We start from the raw sequence: 16,442 nt of genomic DNA, 5'->3' as shown, positions 1-16,442 counted from the left end.
CCCCAACCCCTGTTAGCGCCGCGCCCGACTCTTGCCAATGCTTGCCCCCAATGCTTGCGCAAACCGCGCGTGCGGCGCAATCGGCGCTTAATGACGAACGGTTTCGAAGAGATTGAGTGGCGCGTCTCGCCCGATCACGTGCCCTATGACGTGGCGCTGGCGGAAATGGAGGCGCGCGCCGATGCGGTGCGCGCGCGCACGGCACAGGAGCTGGTCTGGCTGCTCGAACACCCGCCGGTCTACACCGCGGGCACCAGCGCCGACGCCGCCGAGCTGCTCGATCCGCGCTTCCCCGTGTTCCGCACCGGGCGCGGCGGGCGCTACACCTATCACGGCCCCGGACAGCGGATCGGCTATGTCGTGATGGACCTGCGCCAGCGGCGCCAGGATGTGCGCTGCTATGTCCATGCGCTCGAAGGCTGGGTGATCGCCGCGCTGGGCGGATTGGGGATCGAGGCGTTCCGCGCGCCCGGCCGGATCGGCATCTGGACGCTCGATGGCGGGCGCGAGGCCAAGATCGGCGCGATCGGCGTGCGCATCCGCCAATGGGTGACGCTCCACGGCTTCGCGGTGAACCTCGATCCCGATCTCGGCCACTTCGGCGGCATCGTTCCGTGCGGAATCGCCGAGTTTCCGGTGACCAGCGCGGCAGCGCTCGGACGGCCAATTACGGCAGAACAACTCGATTCGTCGCTTTTTGCCACATTTTTGCCATTTTTGGACAGTTTGGGGCCAATCGGGTCTTGAGGGTTCGGACCGAACCGTCTAATGTCCACCTTGGTTTGGGGAATAAAGGCATCCGCCACCCGAATCCATTATCTAGGGAGCTCTAAATGCGTGCAATTCTTTCGAAGGTCGTTGCGGTTTCGATGATCGCCGGCGCCGGCCTGATGGTCACCGCTTGCGGCGGTGCGACCACCGTCACCACCAACAACGTCGCCACCGAAGAAGTCACCACCGAGAACGTTGTCGCCGAAGACACGATGACCGGCATGGACGCGGCGAACGCGACCGAGAACACCACCGTCACGGCGAACACCACCGAGACGACCACGACCAACACCACCAACTAATCCTCGCGCAAGCGACGATCTGTTCGACAGGGCCGCCCGGGCAACCGGGCGGCTCTTTTGGTTTTGGGGTGGTTTTTTGGCCACCTGCAGCCTCGAGGGGCCCGAGACCAACGAGCATTTCTCAATTCCTCCCCCGGAGGGGGAGGGGGACCGCGAAGCGGTGGAGGGGTAGTCTCCGCAGGCGACGGCATCGCGTATGGAAACTACCCCTCCGTCAGGCTGCGCCTGCCACCTCCCCCTCCGGGGGAGGAATGAAAAATGATAGCCTCGTCCAGGGTGCAACCGGGCAGGGGACGGGCTGGCACCGCACCGTTTCAGAACAAACCGAACCCAACCAAAGCGCCGCATTTCGACGCAGCTTGCGCACGACTGACACAAAAAGACTCTTGGGCCTGCAATCAAAAGACCCTAACCAGCCAATCCGGGGATAGAGGCAAGAGGGGATAGATGTCCGTGTCGCGTATCATGTTCATGCTGGCGATGGCCGCCGGCCTGGTTTCCGCAGCGCCGGCCTCGGCGCAATTCTTCATGAAGCCCGCCGATCTGCGCGGCGAGCGGGTGACGGGGACCGAGCCCGGCATCACCGGCCCGGCGCTGCCCGATGCGACCCCCGCCGAATTGCGCGCCGCGCTCACCTGGAACCTGCGCGCCGCGCTCAACGTCGCCGCGCTGCAATGCCAGTTCGAGCCGACCTTGCTGACGCTCGGCAACTACAACGCGATCCTGCGCGATCACCAGACCGAGCTGCGCGCCGCCTATGCGACGCTCGAGAAATATTTCATCCGCATGGCCAAGAACAACCGCAAGGTGGGCCAGACCGAGCTCGATCGCTACGGCACCCGCGTCTATTCGGGCTTCTCGACCGTATCGGCGCAGCTGACCTTCTGCACCGCGGCGGGATCGATCGGCCATGCCGCGGTGTTCGCCAAGCCGGGCACGCTGGGCGATGTCGCCGAAAACCGGATGCGCGAGCTGCGCAACAGCCTGGTGCCCTGGGGCGAGCAGCGCTGGCCCGGCACCCAGATCCGCCCCATCCAGGCGCAGCAGCCGATGCCGCCCTTCGCCAACGAGATGTGCTGGAAGAAGGACGTGTATCAGGTCAAGAAATGCGGCCCGTTCAAGATTCCGCCCGAGCTTTGAGGGGTTAGCGCGCCCGCTTCACCCTCTCCGTCATCGTTCACCGCACCCTATCCGTCATCCCGGCGAAAGCCGGGACCCAGAGACAAGCAGCGCATCGCCTGTAACCCTGGGTCCCGGCTTTCGCCGGGATGACGATCAGGGAAAACCGCCCCGCCCTACCGCAACCCCAGCAACTTGTGCGTCTGGAGCGTGAGCCGCCAGCGCGGCCGCTCCAGCGCGAATTCCACCGCGGCACGGGTGTTGGCCTCGGCCTCGGGGCTGTCCATCGGCTGGATCAGGAAGTTCGCGAAGTCCCAGGTCTCGAGGTCGGCGACATCGGTGCCGGGCTGCGGCCAGACCAATTTGAGCTCGTCGCCGCGGCGCTGGACCACCTCGCTCCCCGCCTTGGGGCTGACGCACACCCAGTCGATCCCGGGATGCACCGGCAGCGTGCCGTTGGTCTCGATCGCGATGCGGAAGCCACGCGCGTGGAGCGCATCCACCAGCGCGTCGTCGACCTGGAGCATCGGCTCGCCCCCGGTGAGCACCACGAAGCGCGCCCAGCGGCCCTCGCCCCAAGCCGCCAGCACCGCGTCGGCCAGCGCCCCGGCATCCGCGAACTTGCCCCCGCCCGCACCGTCGGTCCCCACAAATTCGGTGTCGCAGAAGCGGCAGACCGCGGTCGCCCGGTCCTGCTCGCGCCCGCTCCACAAATTGCATCCGGCGAAGCGCACGAACACCGCGCGCGCGCCGGCATTCACCCCCTCGCCCTGGAGCGTGAGGAACATCTCCTTTACGGCATAGCTCATACGGTCTCGGCGTAGGCCGTCGGGTCGGCGATCCCGGCTTCCTCGAACCCGCGCGCGCGGATCCGGCAGCTGTCGCAGAGCCCGCAATGCAGCCCGCCCGGCGCGGGGTCGTAGCACGACCAGCTCATGCCCATGTCGAGCCCGAGCCGCGCGCCCTCGCGGACGATATCGGCCTTGGTCATGGCCTGGAGCGGGGCGTGGATGCGAAAAGGGTGCCCCTCGACGCCCGCCTTGGTCGCGACCTCGGCGAGCTTCTCGAACTCGGCGATGAATTCGGGGCGGCAATCGGGATAGCCCGAATAATCGAGCGCATTGACCCCGATGAACAGGTCGCGCGCGCCCGCCGCCTCGGCCCATCCGAGCGCAAGGCTGAGAAAGATCGTGTTGCGGGCGGGCACATAGGTGACCGGGATATCCTCCCCCACCCCGGTCTTCGGCACATCGATATCGGCGGTGAGCGCCGATCCGCCGAACGCGCGCAGGTCGAGCGGGAGCACGACATGCCGCTCCGCACCCAGCGCCGAGGCGATCCGCCGCGCCGCCGCCAGCTCGATCTGGTGCCGCTGGTTGTAGTCGATCGACAGCGCGAGCAGCCGGTAGCCGCCCTCGCGCGCGAGCGCGGCGGAAACCATCGAATCGAGCCCTCCGGAGACGAGGACGACGGCGACAGGCGCGGGATCGGGATTGGCCATGGCGCGGTGCGCTAATCCTTTTTGCGCGCGGCCCCAAGAAAAAAGGGCCGCCGGAGCGACCCCTAGTTTTCGGGAAAACCCTGCCAGAGAGGAATGTTCCAGGAGGAACGATCCCTTCCTAGCGCAACAATGGTAAATATATCATGAACAAGATTTTGCCACAATTGGGCTAGCCGCACGGCCCCAGCTTGCGGCCCTCATATTCGTCCTGGAAGGGCATGCCGTCGACGATTCCGCTGGTCTCGACGCGGATCAGCCGCGCGGTTTCGACCGAGACGGTGGTCTGGCCATAGCCATGGCCGGGGCATTCATAGCGCACCGTGGCGGCGTCGCGGCTATTGTCGAGCACGGTCTGCGTGCATTGCTGCCCGGCGTGGCGCAGCTGGATCAAGGCCACCGGCGCGGTGAGGCAGAGCTTGCGCGCCGAACCATCGGCCTGCTTCAGCTGCCATTGGCCGCGCTCGATCGTGTTGAGCGCGGTCAGGCCGCTGTGCTGCGCCGGAGCGCTGCCCAGCGACAGGAACAGGATCGCACCGGCAGCGGCCGGGCGCAGGATACGCCGCAATCGCATAAACCCCGAACTCCCCGCCCCCCAGGTGAAAGGGCATCGGCTCCCCAGCCGAATCAGCGCCCATTTCCTATACGAAGATATGGCGGCGGCGGACGCGATTACAACGGCGGTGTAACGACGTCGGCCAGCGACACCGGGAATTGCTGTGCGCAAAAGGCACAATCGACGGTGATGATGCCGTTCGCATCGGCCATCTCGGCGCGCTGCTCGGGGCCGAATTTGGCGATGACCGAGGCGATATAGGTGGGGTCGCAGCGGCAGCCGCGGCCGAGCGCGGTCTCGCCGAGCACGCGGACCTCCTCTTCCTCGTTGAACAGCCGCCAGATCAGCGTCTCGAGCGGGAGCGCGGGATCGGCAAGCTCATCCGCCGCCATCGTCCCGCCCAGCGCCGCGACATGCTCCCATTCGGGATGGTCGAGCCGCGTGTGAATCCGCTCGCGCCCCTCCTCGCCCTCGGGCAGATGCTGGAGAAACAGGCCGCCCGCGACCAGCTCGCCATCGGCGCCGCGATGGACGCCGAGCCGGACCAGGCTGGGGATCTGCTCGGACTGGAGGAAATAGCTCTCCGCCGCCGCGGCCAGCGAATCGCCGTCGAGCGGGACGATCCCCTGATAGCGCTCCTTGGTCGCCGCCTGATCGAAGGTGATGGCGAGATAGCCGGTGCCGAACAGCGCGAACAGCGAGGGGCTGGGCCCCGCCTCGGCCATCTTGTCGGCATCGTACTGGACATAGCCGCGAATCTCGCCCCCGCGATAATCGCACACGAGCAGGCTGATCACGCCATTGCGCGTCTGCGCCTGGAGCGTGAGCTGTCCCCCCGCATCCTTGAGCAGCGAGCCGAGCAAAGCGGTGAGCGTCAGCGCTTCCGCGAGGATCAGCTCGATCGCGGGCGGATAGGCATGCGCATGCAGGATTTGCCCGAGCACCGGCCCGAGCCGCACCAGGCGGCCCCGGGCATGGCGTTCGGGAATGGTGAAGCCGATCGCGCGGTCGAGATCGGGGGCGGCGGGGGTCGTTTCAGTCACGGCGGCTACGTAGGCGCGGCGCGGCGGCGAAACAACTCAGGCCGAGCGCCGCCGCCCTCGCAGATAGAGAAGGCCCCACAAACCACAGCCGAGGCCCAGCCCGCTGGTCGCAACCACTAGCAGGAATCCCAACGCTCCGATGATTTGGCTGAAGCCGGGCAGGGAATCCCGCCATTCGCTGCGCGGAGGAACCAGCAGAAAATCCCAGAGCGGCAAAGTAAGCAGTCCGATGACCGCTGCGGTGCCGGTCCATATCAGCGACGACGCCGCAAGCTTCCATCGATCCTGAGTAACGCGGCGCGAAAGCGCGAGGGCTCCAAAGGCGGTGGCGAGTGCGACAATGCCGATGAGAACGGGCGGGGTTGGCACGCCCTCCCACCAGCCCAAAACCCGTGCGATCAAAACCGCAGCCACGCCCCATCCGACCAGCAGCATCGAGACCAGCAGCATGAACCTGAGAGCGACGATGCGGGGCGGCATTTCACCTCAACCGATTTGCCCGAAGCACCACCGCAGCACCGATTTCTGCGCGTGCAGCCGGTTCTCCGCCTCGGGCCAGATCAGCGATTGAGGCCCGTCGATCACCGCTTCGGTCACCTCCTCGCCGCGATGCGCGGGGAGGCAGTGGAGGAACTTCGCGTCCGGAGCCGCCGCGGCCATCAGCGCCTCGGTCACCTGGAAGGGCATCATCGCCGCGAGCTTGGTCTCGGCATGCGCCTGGCCCATCGAGATCCAGGTGTCGGTGACGATGATATCGGCCCCTTCGACAGCCTCGCGCGGATCGCCGACCACGCGCGCCCGGCCCTGCCCGCGCGCCACGTCGCTCTCGGGCGGCTGGAAGCCCTGCGGGCACGCCGCGACCACGTCGAACTGCATTAGCGCGCCCGCCTCGATGATCGAGGCGAGAACATTGTTGCCGTCGCCGAGCCACGCCACTTTGAGCCCGGGAAGCGATTTCCCGCTCTCGATGATCGTCAGCAGGTCCGCCATGATCTGGCACGGGTGCGAGGCGTCGGTGAGCCCGTTGATCACGGGCACGCTGGCAAACTCGGCCATTTCGAGCAGCTTGGCGTGATCGTCGGTGCGCACCATGATCGCGTCGCAATAGCCAGAGAGCACCCGCGCGGTGTCCGCCACCGTCTCGCCGCGGCCGAGCTGGCTGGTCCCCGCATCGAGGATCACCGAGCTGCCGCCCAATTGGCGGATCGCCATGTCGAACGAGACGCGGGTGCGGGTCGAGTTCTTCTCGAACACCATCGCCAGCGTGTGCCCGGCGAGCGGCGCGTCGCTATCGGCCCTGCCCTTGGGAAAGCCGGCACGCGCGGCCTTGCGGTCGAGCGCGTCGTTCAGCATCGCGGCGATGCCGTTGGGGCCGGCGTCGGAAAGGTCGAGGAAATGGCGCATAGTCACCTCAAATCCTCCCCCGGAGGGGGAGGTGGCATGCGAAGCATGACGGAGGGGTAGTCTCCTCAAGGGATGGTCTATCGCTTGTGGAGACTACCCCTCCACCAGCTTCGCTGGTCCCCCTCCCCCTCCGGGGGAGGATTTGAACAATCATCAATCATCGCTCGGCGGCGCATACGACCGCGCGCCCGCGCTCAGCCGCTCGATGCACTCGGTGATATGCGCTTCCTCGATGATCAGCGGCGGGAGCACGCGGAACACATTCTCGCCCGCCGCCACCGTCAGCAGCCCGTGATTGTCGCGCAGATGCGCCACGAAATCGCGGCTGACCGCAGGCTCCTTGAGCTTGATGCCGAGCATCAGCCCCTTGCCGCGGATCTCCTCGAACAGATGATCATGGTTGGGCACCAGCTGCTCGAACGCCTGGCGAAGGCGGTCGCCCATCTTGGCGACATGCTCGAAGAAGCCGGGCTCGAGCATCACGTCGAGGATCGCCTGCCCCGCCGCCATGCCCAGCGGATTGCCGCCATAGGTCGAGCCATGCGTGCCGACCACCATGCCCTTGGCCGCCTCCTCGGTGGCGAGGCACGCGCCGAGCGGGAAGCCGCCGCCGATGCCCTTGGCGACGGTCATGATGTCCGGCTCGATCCCGTAATGCTCGTACGCGAAGAATTTGCCGGTGCGGCCGTATCCGCACTGGATCTCGTCGAGGATCAGCAGCAGGCCATGCTCGTCGCACGCCTTGCGCAGGCCCTGGATGAACGCCATCGTCCCCGCGGTCATCCCGCCCTCGCCCTGGACGGTCTCGACCAGGAAGCCCGCGGTCTCGTCGTCGATCGCGGCGATCGCGCCTTCGAGATCGTTGAACTTCACATAGTCGAAGCCGGGCAGCAGCGGCTCGAAGCCGTCGCGCATCTTGGGCTGGTCAGTCGCCGAAATCGCGCCGATCGAACGGCCGTGGAACGCGTTCTTGAAGGTGATCAGCTTGTGCCGCTGCGGGTTGCCGCCCACATAATGATAGCGGCGCGCGGTCTTGATCGCGCACTCGATCGCCTCGACGCCGGAATTGGTGAAGAACACCGTGTCGGCGAAGCAATTGTCGATGATCCGCTGCGCCAGCGCCTCGCCCTGCGGCGATCCGTAGAGATTGGAGACGTGCATCAGCGTCGCGGCCTGATCGGCGATCGCCTTCACCAGATGCGGATGGCCATGGCCGAGCGCATTGACCGCGATCCCCGCGGCGAAGTCCAGATAGCGTTCGCCGCGCTCGCCGATCAGATAGCACCCCTCGCCTCGCACAGGCCGCACCCCGCACCGGGGATAGACGGGCATGAGCGGGGTGATGGTCACGGGGCTTCTCCTTGAAACGAAAAAAGGCGGCCCACCGGGAGCCGCCGGAGCGCGCTTTTACGATTCGGTGCCGTTACGCGTCAACACCGTGGGGAAGCCCCCTATCGTCATCCCGGCGAAAGCCGGGACCCAGAGTCTCGAACGGCATCGCCTGCGGCTCTGGGTCCCGGCTTTCGCCGGGATGACGGTGGCGGTTCGGGCAATGCCGGAAACCCGAAATCCTCGGCCAGATCGCGCCACGTCGGATTGGCTGCCTCGATCAACGCCAATTCCCACGCCCGCTTCCATTCCTTGATCCGCTTCTCGCGAACAATCGCGGATTCCATCTCACCATGCATTTCGAACCACACCAGCCGGTCGGCGCCATATTCCGCCGTGAACCCCTTGAAGCTCTTGCTGCGATGCTGGTGAATGCGGGCGATCAAGTCGGAGGTGACGCCGGTATAGAGCGTGCCGTTGCGCCGGCTGGCGACGATATAAACCGCGGGCAGCTTTTCCATGCCCGAATGTTCTCATAATGTTCCAAGTGACGCAAGCCCCTCTACCGTCACCCCGGCGAAAGCCGGGGCCCAGAGCCAAAAACGGTGCCGCCTGAGACCCTGGGTCCCGGCTTTCGCCGGGATGACGATCCGGTGGGAATGCCCCCGCCCCCTATTGCCCCGCGTGCCGGTCCCTCACCCAGTTCCACTGCTGGGCCGCCCCGCGCGAGGTGCCGTATTGCGAGAGGCACGCCATGTAATTGGGGTGGAATTCGAGCGGCTTCTGCAGATTGTCGATCACGTTCCACGCCGCGCAGCTCTTGCCGCGGAAGACATAGTCGTTGGGATCGACCGCGCCGGGCGCGAGGTTCTGGTTGCTGATGAACGCCATCCGCACCCCGCCATGGCGCAGGCCGTATGTCTCGGTATTGGCGACCGAGAAGCGATAGACCTGGTTCTCGAGGATATCGACCGCGCGCATCGCCACCGTCAGCGACGACCATTCGGTCACCGGCTTGCCGTCCGCGGTCCAGTTGCCGCCATAGAGACCACCATTGACGATCACATCGACCCGCGCATCCTTCGCCACCTTGTCGCCGAGCGCCGCGAGGATCGGTTCGAGGAATACGCCGAAGCGCGCGCCGCCATCCATATAGAGGTTGGTGCGGGTGCCCTGCCCGTCCTGGATCTCGAGCGTCACCGGATAGGCGGCGGGGGGCACCGAGGAGGAGGCGATCAGCGCATCGCCATAGCAATCCTGCAGCTCGCCCGTCCGGCCCTTCCACGCCGGCGTGTCGATCCGCGCGGCAAGCTCGGTCAGGTCGATCGCATAGCCGCGGCCGTCGTCGAGATTGACCGTGCCGACGAACAGCTTGCGGTTATAGGGCGCCGCGCCCTGCTCGGCGACGAGGCGCAGCGTATCGGGCGAGATCGCTGCCTTGAGCCGTGCGCGCAGGGGTCCGAAACTCGCCATCGCGCCCTTGGCAAGTCCGCCGAGGAAACCGCCCTTGCTCGGGGTGACGATGTCGCCTTCCTTGGCGATCGAGTAAGCGAGCGCGAGGTCGCCGGGGTTCGAGGTGCCGGGCTTGATGATGTCCGCGAGCGGGCCGTCGACCCAGCCATAGCTGCGGTCCTTGGGCACCGGCTGGTTGGCGAGGAACAGGAAGGTCGCCTGGAGCGATCCGGTGCTGACCCCGGTGACGACGTCGTAGCTCGGGACGCTCGGCAGCCCGTAGAAGAAGCCCGCGCCGAACGCGCCATGCTGGCTGCCGCCGCTGAGCACCAGATATTCGGGCGGGGTGGTCGCGGCGCTGCCCGCGGGGGCGGTGTCGTGGCTCGCCGCCTGCGCCTGGAAGACGGTGCGGAGTTCGCTGGTCATCGCATCGGGTTCGGGCGTCGGCTGGGTCGGCTGGAGCCCGCCCGAATCGACGCTGAGCGGGATCGCGCGATAGTTGCACGCGCCCACCGGCGCGGGCCGGGGATGCATGCATCCGCTGGCGCCAATCAAGAGCAGTCCGCCCGCCACGATCCGTCCGCTGCGATACATGGTCAATCCCCCTACAGTGCCCGTTGGGGAAGCGTATAATAGTGGCGAGGAAACTACAATCGACCGCCGAACATCGGTTCGACATTTTACCTATTCAAAATGGCTGTATCGAAAGTAATCATTTTATTTTTATGTCGCTTTAGCCTGCCTCGCTGCCGGACCCTTCAACCGCCATCCCGGCTTTTGCGGGGATGACGAATATGAAGTCGTTACACGATGCGTCTCGCCGCGCGTCAGTTGAGGATTTCGCCTCGTTCCTCCGGGGGTAGTGCAGTCAGCCGCTCTCGCCACAACTGCAGCGCTTCCGGTGTCAGCCTGGGCCAATGCTCGATTTCGCCGACGATCTTGAGCGGTGCGCTGCTGCGATACGACCGGGTCGGGTTGCCCGGAAATTTCTTGTCGGTCACGTTCGGGTCATTCTCGAATGCCCCGGTCGGTTCCACGACGTAGACCCGCGGGACTGCGCCGCCTTCGGCGAGCTCCGCCGCGATTTCAGCGGCAAGCCCGGCACCCTCCACCTTGGCGGTGAAGTAAACGTGGTTCATCACCACTTCGGGACGATAGTTCGAGCGGTATCCCGCCGTGAGCAAATCGCCCACGCGCAGATTCGCGATCGTGCCGTGAAAGAACGGCCCCTTCTCCAGCACGTCGGTCATCGTCCGGAAACCCTCAGCTCTTGATCTTCCACCCGCGCCGCAGCAGCCAGTAGCAGAACAGCCCCAGCGCGATATCGAGCCCGAGGATCACCAGGCTGCCGAGCAGGATCGGCGAATCCGCGACGCCGAGAAAGCCGTAACGGAAGCCCGAGATGATGTAGAAGAAGGGGTTCAAATGGCTGATCGTCTGGAAGGCCGGCGCCAGCCGCTCGACCGAATAGAAGGTGCCCGAGAGCAGAGCGAGCGGCGCCACCACGAAGTTGGTCACCGCCGCGGCATGGTCGAACTTCTCCGCCCAGATCGAGGTCAGCACCCCCATCAGCGCGAGGAACAGCGAGCCGAGCAGCCCGAACCACGCCACCGCCCACAAGTGCCGCGGCGTCACGTCGACGCCCCACAGGGCCATCGCCAGCCACACCGTTCCGCCCACGCACACCGCGCGCGTCACCGATCCGCCGGCCAGCGCCGCGAGCAGCTCGCCGATCGAGAGCGGCGGCATCAGATAGTCGACGATCGTCCCCTGGATCTTGCCCACCAGCAGCGAGAAGCTGGCATTGGCGAAGGCGTTCTGCAGCATCCCCATCACGATCAGCCCGGGCGCGATGAAGTTGGCGAAATGCACCTCATGCCCCTGGACGCTCACCGTCCGCCCGCCGCCGCCCAGCGCCACGGTGAAAATCACGAGGAACAACAGGGTCGTGACCGCGGGCGCCCATACCGTCTGGAGCTGCACCTTGAAGAATCGGCGCACCTCCTTGATATAGAGGGTCCTGAGCCCTCCCCAATTGACGTTGCGGATCACCGGCACGCCGAATGGTGGGATACTGGGTTCGCCGATTTCAGGCTGGCTGGTCATGAGGCGTTCGCGTAACGGCTGGCCACGAAGGCCGCAAGTAAGAGTGGCCGCAAGGTAAGGACGATAATGAGCTGGACCGACGAGCGTATCGAGACGCTGAAGAAGATGTGGGATAGCGGGCTGACCGCCACCCAGATCGCCGAGGAGCTGGGCGGCGTGAGCCGCAACGCGGTGATCGGCAAGGCGCACCGCCTGGGCCTTCCCGCGCGTCCCTCGCCGGTCAAGCCGAACGAGGCCAAGGCCGCCGCCGCTTCGGCGCCCGCCGAGCCGCGCCCCGCGCCCGTCCCGCGCGCCGCGCCCGAGCCTGCCGCCCCGCGCGCGGCGGCCCCCGCCGCCGCCGCCGCTTCCCCCGCGGGCGATGCCGAACCCGCCGCGGCCAAGCCCGACGGCCCCACGATGCGCTCGGTCGGCCCCGGCGGCTTCCTGCGCCAGAATCCCGGCGAGCAGTCCGCGCCGATCCAGCCCGCCCCGCCGCGCCGCCTCGTTCCCGCCAAGCCGAGCGACGCGATCGCGGGCAAGACGACGCTGCTCGATCTCAACGACCGCATCTGCAAATGGCCGCTCGGCCATCCGGGCGAGCCCGATTTCCACTTCTGCGGCGACAAGGTGAACCCCGGCTTCCCCTATTGCGTCGATCATTGCGGCCATGCCTATCAGGCGCAACTCCCCCGCCGCGACCGCCGCCCGCCCCCGCCGCTCCCCTTCGGCGGCCCGCGGGTGCGCTGAGGCGAGGGGCGCGGGTCACACCAGGCTCACCCGCGCCTCCCCCTTCCCGCCCAGCATCAGCGCGCTCATCGCCCAGACCATCGCGTCCGCCCGGTCGGGCGAGCGCCCCGCCCCCGCATAGCCGCCGCCCCGCGTCATCGCGCACAGCTCGTCCTCGAGCTCGGGAAAGCTCCCCGCGACCCCCGCCTGCCCGGTCTCGAACAGCATCGCCACCGGCTCGGCCCGGTCGCCCTTGCCGTAGCGCGCGAACACCTTGCGCACCGGCAGCGCGGCGTCGCGCGCCTTGAGCACGCTCATCGCCATGTCCCCGCCCTGGTTCGCCTCGACCACCACCAGGTCCGCCCCCCACGCCGTCGCCGCGTCGGCCACCTTCCCCGCCCAGCCCTCGGGCGAGAGCCCGCGCACGCTATGGTCGCCGATCACATGGCACACCCCGTCCATCGCCACCGCGCACGCCACGATCCCGCACGCATCGCCCTGCGCCGAGGCGGGCGGATCCACCCCGATCGCGATCCGCCGGAAGTGCCGCCCGCCCTCCGCCCCCTCGGGCCCCGCAAACGCCGCCCCCCGGCACGCCTCGATCAGCGCTCGGCTCCACAGCGCGCCCTCCGCCTCGCCGATCAGCTCGCCGTCCAGCTCCTCGCGCCCCTTGCGCGTGCCGCGATACTCGGCCTCCATCCGCGCCACCCACGCCGGCGAGACATGCGGATTGTCGCGCGATCGCCCCCGCGTCACCGCAGCGGTCTGCTCCAGCCGCACCAGCAGCGGCACCGCCCCCGGCGTCGTCGTCACCAGCGTGCGTGGCATGCCGCCGAGCCCCGAGCCCGCCGCAGGCGCAAGTCGAAGCCCCAGTTGCAGATTGTCCCATGTCGCCTGCGGATGCCGCCACTTGGCGATCTCGTCGCACCAGGCGACATGATGCTCGGGCCCGCGCAATTTCTCGGGGTCCGCCCCCGAAAACAGCCGCGCCTCCGCCCCCGACGGAAAGCGCACCAGCCGCTCGCTCTTCACCAGCGTCACCGTCTCGCCGGTCCGCGCCACCCGCATCACCCCGCTCACGCCGGTCACCATCACACGGAGCGCGTCCTCGATCGTCGCTCCCACCAGCGCGATCCTCAGCCCCCCATCGGCCCGCGCCAGCGCGCTCACCCATTCCGCCCCCGCGCGCGTCTTGCCGAAGCCGCGCCCGGTCATCATCAGCCACACCGCCCAGTCCCCCGCCGGCGGCGCCTGCCCGCCATGCAGCCATGCCGGCCAGAATTCGAGCAAGGCCCGCCGTTGCGGCACGCTCAGCCGCCGCACCACATAGCGCCGGTCATCCGCAGGCGCGCGCGTCAGTCTGTCGACCGCCGCCAGCAAACCCTTCTGGTCGCGCGTCACTTACGCGCTCCCTCCCTTTTTGCCCTTGCCTCGCGCCTTGCGTTTCCCTTGTGCGCGAAGCTCCAGCCCGCGCAGGATCGCCTCGGTCAACTCCCTCTCGCTTGCGCGCTGCAGCTTCGGCGCGGAATTGCCGGTCCGCCGCCCCAGCTCGCGCTGGCGCAGTCCGAGCAGAAACTGCCCCAGCGCGATATCCACCGTCTCGGGCCCCGGCGCGGTCTCCGCATCGGGCCCGGGCTCATAGCGTCCGCCCTTTGCCGCGCGCTCCAGCATCATCGCCTCCAGCGCGTCATAGCCGGTTTCCAGCGCTTCGGCGAAAGCCTGCCCAAATGCCGGATCGGACCGCCGGTGACGAAAGACGGTCGTGTTCGCGACCCCAGCCGCCTCCGCCGCACGGTTGACGTTACAGCATCCCGCCAGATGATCGAGAAACCGCTGCTTCTTCTCGGCGGAGAAGGCGTCCTTCCGCTCGGTCTGCACCTGCACCCGCCGGCTCTTCCCCGCCAGCGCCACGCTCTTGTCCCTCATCGATCCGCCCCCGCGCTATTTGAGCGCGGAAGAACCAGATGGTTTCCTACATTGCAAGAGCAGTTAACCTATTTGGTTATTTCCTGCCTTGAGAGCGATAGCTTTGAACGCGTCCGATCCGCACCTGAGGGGATTTATATCCCGAATCTGCCCCGCGTTCAGCCCAGTTGCCGAGCATTAACTTGGTGCGGGGGTCAGCGCCGGGGGGCGATCGAGTCCAGGATCGCGTCGAGATCGACCTCGTGGCTTTGGGCAGCATGTTGAAGTTTCCACGCCGCAACGCTTCGCGTTACTCCGTACTGACGGGCCAATTCCTCGACGAGTTCCTCCAGAGCCTGCCTGCCCGAAGGCCGACCCTTCTCGATCCAAAGCGCGGCTGCCGAGCTGGTTGGGAGCAAGAACTCGCCCGCAAACGACTTGGCGCGCTGCTCGACGCTCGGAGGCATTCGGCTCTTCAGCACCTCGATCGCCCCAAGCGTATGATCTCCGTCCAGCAGAAGATGACAAAGCTCATGTGCGAGCGTGACGCGCAGGCTCACATTCTCTTCCGGAGGAATCGCTTCCCTCACGCGATGACGGCCGCTTCCTGTATTGAGAAAGGCTCCCGGCCCGTATTTGGTTCCCCAGATCGCAAGGCCGTCAAACGAACGCGGCTCGACCACCAGGCTACGAACCTCCACCCCCAGAGCTTTCGCCACGGCAAAAATATCGGCACGCTCGTTAGAGGCGATATGCAGCACTTCTCGCGCCCGAGCCGCTGCCACTTCGCCCTGCACGAAGGGAGGATAAATCCGGCGATCCAGAAGTGTTTTCGTGCATTCCGTCGAAAGCTCGACGAGCGCCCCGGCCTCTCGCCCCTTGAAACCGCGAGCCATGCTCAGAATCTCGCGGATCTGATCCTCCGGTAAAGCGCCGGCCATTCGCGCCGCAATCCGCAGCTCATCGTTATCGTTGGCGGCATCGGTGAAGCTTTGAGGCGCCTCGAGCGCGCCCTCCGATATAAGGGCTTGCGCCAGTTCGCGGTCCAGCCCGGCAGACCAGGCAAGCAGGCCGGCCGCATCGCCGTGATCCCTCGACGCCCAGGCGTCCGCCGCGCGCGCCCACTTCACGGGATCTGACTGCACGAGGCGGTCGCGGATCCAGTCGCCGGCGGAGCCCAGTTCCTCACAGGTCTCGGCGAAGGGGAGGTGCCATGTACGACCAGCGGTCTCGACGATCATCTGGTTGCCGGACCGCATCATCCAGAAATGCGGGAGTCCGAACAGGCCCCCGAAGCTCCGCGAGAGATCATGCGCATCTTCGAACGCCGACACAGCCGTTTCTTCCCGCTCGGCGATCGCACCGCCCAGCGCGGCCCAGCGAACGACAGCTTCACGGCGAAGGTCGGAAGGGCGATAGGGATTCACCGGGATCGGATAGACCTGCCTAAGAATGAGCGGCTTCCAGTATTCGGTGAAATAAGCGAGCAAATCGTCGATCTGAATTTCAAGGCCTTGCCCAGTCTCGCCGAGCACTGGCCAAACCGCCGTCCCGTCGATCGAAATCGACAGGCGTGCAGTCGCGATCCGGCCCGCCGAAGCGAGCGGCTCGATATCGAACGACAAACGCGGGGCGCTCATGCCCATGACCCATGCACCTCGATGTGCTCTTTCACCCACGCATCAAAACGATCGACGCACTCTTTTGCCGTAGCCTGAGCCCTTAACGCATCAATCAAGCCGCCAGCAAGTTTCCCGCGATATGGGTATCCGTGATAGGAATAGCCCCTGTCGGTGGTTATCGCCTCATAGATTGCACCTTCGTGTACAACATAGAGACGCTTGGGGACGTCAATCTCTCGATCGCCATTATCCCCGGCTAGGGCTTCGTTGACGAGACGGACATGATCCGCCGCGCTCAATGTCCTCGGGCATTTGCCGACCCACATCTTCGGATTGCCAGGCGAAAAGCGAATCTCGGGCTCATTGGACCGGCCCACATGCTTGAAGCGCCGCTCGCCCTTATCATATTTTCGTTTAGGTGCTGCAGCCGCTATCGCTGGTAGTGCCAAGGTCCCCTCCCCTGCCTAGGCACTATTGACGGTGAACTCCTACATCTCAAGTCCCGTATTTGTTCCGGCACACTCACGCGAGCATTGACGAGAACGCGTCGGAGAATGACTAATCTGGCCACAGATTACGAATGCCCTCTCCCGGCAAATTATCCCCACCATTCTCCCCCTCCCGCCCACC

Annotated in this window: 19 protein-coding genes; 4 read left to right on the top strand and 15 right to left on the bottom strand. The window is 66.3% G+C overall.

What is annotated here, in order from left to right; genetic code table 11:
- Nucleotides 1-90 precede the first annotated feature (90 nt).
- The 3 genes from lipB to OF829_RS16885 all read left to right on the top strand — a co-directional run bounded on the left by lipB (nucleotide 91) and on the right by OF829_RS16885 (nucleotide 2,213).
- The gene (gene lipB, locus OF829_RS16895) at nucleotides 91-747 is read left to right on the top strand and encodes a lipoyl(octanoyl) transferase LipB (protein WP_264941311.1); all 657 of its coding nucleotides are present in this window, start codon (nucleotides 91-93) and stop codon (nucleotides 745-747) included.
- A gap of 86 nt (nucleotides 748-833) precedes the next feature.
- Nucleotides 834-1,073, top strand: coding sequence for a hypothetical protein (locus OF829_RS16890; RefSeq protein ID WP_264941310.1), 240 nt, complete (start codon nucleotides 834-836; stop codon nucleotides 1,071-1,073).
- A 447-nt stretch (nucleotides 1,074-1,520) separates the two neighbouring features.
- Nucleotides 1,521-2,213, top strand: a complete 693-nt coding sequence (locus OF829_RS16885) for a hypothetical protein (protein ID WP_264941309.1) — start codon at nucleotides 1,521-1,523, stop codon at nucleotides 2,211-2,213.
- Nucleotides 2,214-2,368: 155 nt separating this feature from the next.
- On the opposite strand, the gene queE is transcribed toward OF829_RS16885, so the two are convergent.
- The 11 genes from queE to OF829_RS16830 form a co-directional block, all read right to left on the bottom strand.
- Complete coding sequence (gene queE, locus OF829_RS16880; protein WP_264941308.1) at nucleotides 2,369-3,001, bottom strand: 7-carboxy-7-deazaguanine synthase; 633 nt, start codon at nucleotides 2,999-3,001, stop codon at nucleotides 2,369-2,371.
- Nucleotides 2,998-3,693 (bottom strand): 7-cyano-7-deazaguanine synthase QueC, encoded by a 696-nt coding sequence (gene queC / locus OF829_RS16875; protein ID WP_264941307.1) that lies wholly within the window; start codon nucleotides 3,691-3,693, stop codon nucleotides 2,998-3,000. The genes queE and queC overlap by 4 nt, the downstream gene beginning before the upstream one ends.
- A gap of 169 nt (nucleotides 3,694-3,862) precedes the next feature.
- Nucleotides 3,863-4,264, bottom strand: coding sequence for a DUF3617 domain-containing protein (locus OF829_RS16870; RefSeq protein ID WP_264941306.1), 402 nt, complete (start codon nucleotides 4,262-4,264; stop codon nucleotides 3,863-3,865).
- Between the two features lie 98 nt (nucleotides 4,265-4,362).
- On the bottom strand, nucleotides 4,363-5,289 hold the full coding sequence (gene hslO, locus OF829_RS16865; RefSeq protein ID WP_264941305.1) for an Hsp33 family molecular chaperone HslO: 927 nt from the start codon (nucleotides 5,287-5,289) through the stop codon (nucleotides 4,363-4,365).
- Nucleotides 5,290-5,325: 36 nt separating this feature from the next.
- On the bottom strand, nucleotides 5,326-5,739 hold the full coding sequence (locus tag OF829_RS16860; RefSeq protein WP_264941304.1) for a hypothetical protein: 414 nt from the start codon (nucleotides 5,737-5,739) through the stop codon (nucleotides 5,326-5,328).
- 36 nt (nucleotides 5,740-5,775) lie between these two features.
- Nucleotides 5,776-6,693, bottom strand: coding sequence for an ornithine carbamoyltransferase (argF, locus tag OF829_RS16855; protein ID WP_264941482.1), 918 nt, complete (start codon nucleotides 6,691-6,693; stop codon nucleotides 5,776-5,778).
- Between the two features lie 153 nt (nucleotides 6,694-6,846).
- Nucleotides 6,847-8,043 carry an aspartate aminotransferase family protein gene (locus OF829_RS16850; RefSeq protein ID WP_264941303.1) on the bottom strand — a complete coding sequence of 399 codons (1,197 nt, stop codon included), beginning with the start codon at nucleotides 8,041-8,043 and terminating at the stop codon, nucleotides 6,847-6,849.
- A 107-nt stretch (nucleotides 8,044-8,150) separates the two neighbouring features.
- Entirely contained in the window at nucleotides 8,151-8,543 is a 393-nt protein-coding gene (locus tag OF829_RS16845; RefSeq protein WP_264941302.1) for a GIY-YIG nuclease family protein, read from the bottom strand.
- A gap of 151 nt (nucleotides 8,544-8,694) precedes the next feature.
- A complete protein-coding gene (locus OF829_RS16840; RefSeq protein WP_264941301.1) occupies nucleotides 8,695-10,068 on the bottom strand; it encodes a patatin-like phospholipase family protein in 1,374 nt (457 codons plus the stop codon).
- 233 nt (nucleotides 10,069-10,301) lie between these two features.
- Nucleotides 10,302-10,724: an NAD(+)--rifampin ADP-ribosyltransferase gene (gene arr / locus OF829_RS16835; RefSeq protein WP_264941300.1), complete on the bottom strand. Its 423-nt coding sequence runs from the start codon at nucleotides 10,722-10,724 to the stop codon at nucleotides 10,302-10,304.
- 13 nt (nucleotides 10,725-10,737) lie between these two features.
- The gene (locus OF829_RS16830) at nucleotides 10,738-11,580 is read right to left on the bottom strand and encodes an ABC transporter permease (RefSeq protein ID WP_264941299.1); all 843 of its coding nucleotides are present in this window, start codon (nucleotides 11,578-11,580) and stop codon (nucleotides 10,738-10,740) included.
- A 66-nt stretch (nucleotides 11,581-11,646) separates the two neighbouring features.
- Here OF829_RS16830 and OF829_RS16825 point away from each other — a divergent pair, with 66 nt between their 5' ends.
- Entirely contained in the window at nucleotides 11,647-12,306 is a 660-nt protein-coding gene (locus OF829_RS16825; RefSeq protein WP_264941297.1) for a GcrA family cell cycle regulator, read from the top strand.
- Nucleotides 12,307-12,321: 15 nt separating this feature from the next.
- On the opposite strand, the gene OF829_RS16820 is transcribed toward OF829_RS16825, so the two are convergent.
- The 4 genes from OF829_RS16820 to OF829_RS16805 form a co-directional block, all read right to left on the bottom strand.
- A complete protein-coding gene (locus tag OF829_RS16820; protein ID WP_264941296.1) occupies nucleotides 12,322-13,686 on the bottom strand; it encodes a phage terminase large subunit family protein in 1,365 nt (454 codons plus the stop codon).
- A complete protein-coding gene (locus OF829_RS16815; protein WP_264941295.1) occupies nucleotides 13,687-14,211 on the bottom strand; it encodes a hypothetical protein in 525 nt (174 codons plus the stop codon).
- A 194-nt stretch (nucleotides 14,212-14,405) separates the two neighbouring features.
- Nucleotides 14,406-15,836, bottom strand: a complete 1,431-nt coding sequence (locus tag OF829_RS16810) for an ImmA/IrrE family metallo-endopeptidase (RefSeq protein WP_264941294.1) — start codon at nucleotides 15,834-15,836, stop codon at nucleotides 14,406-14,408.
- Nucleotides 15,827-16,261: a hypothetical protein gene (locus tag OF829_RS16805; protein ID WP_264941293.1), complete on the bottom strand. Its 435-nt coding sequence runs from the start codon at nucleotides 16,259-16,261 to the stop codon at nucleotides 15,827-15,829. Before OF829_RS16805 ends, OF829_RS16810 begins: the two co-directional genes overlap by 10 nt.
- Between the last annotated feature and the right edge of the window lie 181 nt (nucleotides 16,262-16,442).

Origin of the sequence: Sphingomonas caeni (assembly GCF_026013415.1) — a bacterium.
Taxonomy (GTDB): Bacteria; Pseudomonadota; Alphaproteobacteria; order Sphingomonadales; family Sphingomonadaceae; genus Sphingomonas; species Sphingomonas caeni.
This window is presented reverse-complemented; position numbering and strand designations above follow the sequence as displayed.

What these genes read in the sequence shown, in the direction of transcription:
- OF829_RS16840 (WP_264941301.1), bottom strand. Translation starts at nt 10,068, where the DNA reads ATGTATCGCAGCGGACGGATCGTGGCGGGCGGACTGCTCTTGATTGGC.
- queC (WP_264941307.1), bottom strand. Translation starts at nt 3,693, where the DNA reads ATGGCCAATCCCGATCCCGCGCCTGTCGCCGTCGTCCTCGTCTCCGGA.
- argF (WP_264941482.1), bottom strand. Translation starts at nt 6,693, where the DNA reads ATGCGCCATTTCCTCGACCTTTCCGACGCCGGCCCCAACGGCATCGCC.
- OF829_RS16885 (WP_264941309.1), top strand. Translation starts at nt 1,521, where the DNA reads ATGTCCGTGTCGCGTATCATGTTCATGCTGGCGATGGCCGCCGGCCTG.
- queE (WP_264941308.1), bottom strand. Translation starts at nt 3,001, where the DNA reads ATGAGCTATGCCGTAAAGGAGATGTTCCTCACGCTCCAGGGCGAGGGG.
- lipB (WP_264941311.1), top strand. Translation starts at nt 91, where the DNA reads ATGACGAACGGTTTCGAAGAGATTGAGTGGCGCGTCTCGCCCGATCAC.
- OF829_RS16845 (WP_264941302.1), bottom strand. Translation starts at nt 8,543, where the DNA reads ATGGAAAAGCTGCCCGCGGTTTATATCGTCGCCAGCCGGCGCAACGGC.
- OF829_RS16870 (WP_264941306.1), bottom strand. Translation starts at nt 4,264, where the DNA reads ATGCGATTGCGGCGTATCCTGCGCCCGGCCGCTGCCGGTGCGATCCTG.
- OF829_RS16825 (WP_264941297.1), top strand. Translation starts at nt 11,647, where the DNA reads ATGAGCTGGACCGACGAGCGTATCGAGACGCTGAAGAAGATGTGGGAT.
- OF829_RS16890 (WP_264941310.1), top strand. Translation starts at nt 834, where the DNA reads ATGCGTGCAATTCTTTCGAAGGTCGTTGCGGTTTCGATGATCGCCGGC.
- OF829_RS16830 (WP_264941299.1), bottom strand. Translation starts at nt 11,580, where the DNA reads ATGACCAGCCAGCCTGAAATCGGCGAACCCAGTATCCCACCATTCGGC.
- OF829_RS16815 (WP_264941295.1), bottom strand. Translation starts at nt 14,211, where the DNA reads ATGAGGGACAAGAGCGTGGCGCTGGCGGGGAAGAGCCGGCGGGTGCAG.
- arr (WP_264941300.1), bottom strand. Translation starts at nt 10,724, where the DNA reads ATGACCGACGTGCTGGAGAAGGGGCCGTTCTTTCACGGCACGATCGCG.
- OF829_RS16810 (WP_264941294.1), bottom strand. Translation starts at nt 15,836, where the DNA reads ATGGGCATGAGCGCCCCGCGTTTGTCGTTCGATATCGAGCCGCTCGCT.
- OF829_RS16860 (WP_264941304.1), bottom strand. Translation starts at nt 5,739, where the DNA reads ATGCTGCTGGTCTCGATGCTGCTGGTCGGATGGGGCGTGGCTGCGGTT.